This is a genomic window from Vibrio genomosp. F10 str. 9ZD137 (genome assembly GCF_049974785.1).
In the GTDB taxonomy this organism is placed as follows: domain Bacteria; phylum Pseudomonadota; class Gammaproteobacteria; order Enterobacterales; family Vibrionaceae; genus Vibrio.
Genome location: NZ_JBNGCJ010000635.1, coordinates 1 through 1,907, shown reverse-complemented (window position 1 = coordinate 1,907; position 1,907 = coordinate 1). Strand labels below are relative to the sequence as shown.

General features: G+C 46.4%; 2 protein-coding genes and 1 tRNA gene. All 3 read right to left on the bottom strand.

The window, feature by feature from the left end:
* Nucleotides 1-74: 74 nt before the first annotated feature.
* Nucleotides 75-159: transfer RNA gene (locus ACP45E_RS15380), tRNA-Leu, on the bottom strand.
* 20 nt (nt 160-179) lie between these two features.
* Nucleotides 180-515 carry a preprotein translocase subunit SecG gene (gene secG, locus ACP45E_RS15375; RefSeq protein WP_017036724.1) on the bottom strand — a complete coding sequence of 112 codons (336 nt, stop codon included), beginning with the start codon at nt 513-515 and terminating at the stop codon, nt 180-182.
* Nucleotides 516-771: 256 nt separating this feature from the next.
* Nucleotides 772-1,907 (bottom strand): phosphoglucosamine mutase (gene glmM, locus ACP45E_RS15370; RefSeq protein WP_069585199.1); only part of this gene is annotated, 1,136 nt, incomplete at its 5' end.

The following is a 1,907-nucleotide window of genomic DNA, read 5'->3' as shown; positions in this document are numbered from 1 at the left end:
CCAAACTGCTCCATCCCGCGTCCGACTTGCTGTGCATTATACGCTCAACAAGGTGATTTACAAGTTTGTAAATATGGTGCCGAGAGAGGGACTTGAACCCTCACACCCTAAGGCACTAGCACCTCATGCTAGCGTGTCTACCAATTTCACCATCTCGGCAGCTAAATCATTGAATTAGCTTATTGAGGAATCTCGTCGCCACTTTCGGCTGGGATTTCACTCACTACATCTTCAGCTTGTTGGATTACTTGACCTTGAGTTGGGTCAATCCATTGTGACTCAGTCTTACTTGTAGACATGTTGCCAAGCACTAAGCTAAGGATGAAAAATACTGTTGCAAAAATTGCAGTCATTCGGGTTAGGAAATTTCCTGAGCCACCAGCACCAAAAACAGTGTTTGAAGCGCCAGCACCGAATGAGGCTCCCATATCTGCGCCTTTACCTTGCTGAATCAACACAAGGCCAATTACACCGAGCGCTGCCAACAGGTAAGTCACAAGTAGAACTGAAAACATGATGTCCACCTATGTTCCAAATTGTTGAGCCAGCGCCGTTTAAAAACTTGCTAAAGCAATACTTTTAAAACAAGGCTAGCGACCTCCTAACTGAAGGCCGAGCAATACTAGCGAAAGCCGCGAGCGCTGACAAGAAGATTTTAAGAAAAACACCCTTAAGATGCACCAAGCGGTCAAAAAAAGGGCAAATAACGAGTTTGTAGTGTGTGAGCATTGAGAATTGGCGGTAACGTCACCTCAACACTCACTCCACTGGCTAACAGTTTTCTTTAACGGCTGCGGCAATTTTAGATGCAGAGGCTTGAACAAGATCGGCATCTTCACCTTCAACCATGACTCGCAATAATGGCTCTGTACCAGATTTACGCAGTAATACGCGCCCCTTAGCACCCAGTTGCGATTCGACTTCGGTTACCGCTTGTTTGACGGCTTCGGCTTCAAGTGGATTAGAATCACCGCTAAAGCGCACATTCTCAAGAACCTGTGGGTATAACGTCATGCCTTGCGATAGCTCATTCAGCGACATTTCACTTCCCACAATGGAGGCAATCACTTGAAGCGCAGCAACAATAGCATCACCCGTCGTGACTTTATCAAGTAGGATGACGTGTCCTGAGTTTTCTGCACCAATCTTCCAATCACGCTCTAGAAGCTTCTCCATCACGTATCTGTCACCAACAGATGCTCGTACAAATGGAATGCCTAGCTGTTTAAGGCCATTTTCCATGCCTAGATTGGTCATCAAAGTACCGACAACACCGCCTTTTAATTCACCACGACGCAGGGCATCACGAGCAATAATGTAAGCGATTTGGTCACCATCGACTTTATTGCCAAATTCATCAACCATGATGATGCGGTCGCCATCACCATCAAACGCTACGCCTAAGTGCGCCTTCTCTTCTACTACGCGCTTTTGTAACGCTCGAACATCGGTCGCACCGACTTCATGATTGATGTTGGTTCCATTAGGCTCTACACCAATCGTCACTATTTCCGCGCCCAACTCTGTAAAGACACTCGGAGCAATATGATAAGTTGCCCCATGCGCACAGTCGATCACGACTTTGAGTCCAGATAGGCTCAGTTCACTTGGGAACGTACTTTTACAAAACTCTATGTATCGTCCGGCGGCATCGTTAAGTCGCATCGCTTTACCAAGAAGAGCTGAGTCAACACATTCAATGTCTTTATCCATCTCAGCTTCAATCGCCAACTCAATGTCATCGGGCAGTTTTGTGCCTTCTGATGAAAAGAATTTGATGCCATTATCGTAATATGGATTGTGTGATGCCGAGATAACGATCCCTGCTTCAGCACGAAATGTTTGGGTTAGATATGCGACAGCAGGAGTTGGCATCGGCCCTGTTAAAGTAGCCTTAAGACCGGCTG

Bases quoted from the DNA above. Each gene is read 5' to 3' on its own strand.
- secG (WP_017036724.1), bottom strand. From the start codon at position 515: ATGTTTTCAGTTCTACTTGTGACTTACCTGTTGGCAGCGCTCGGTGTA.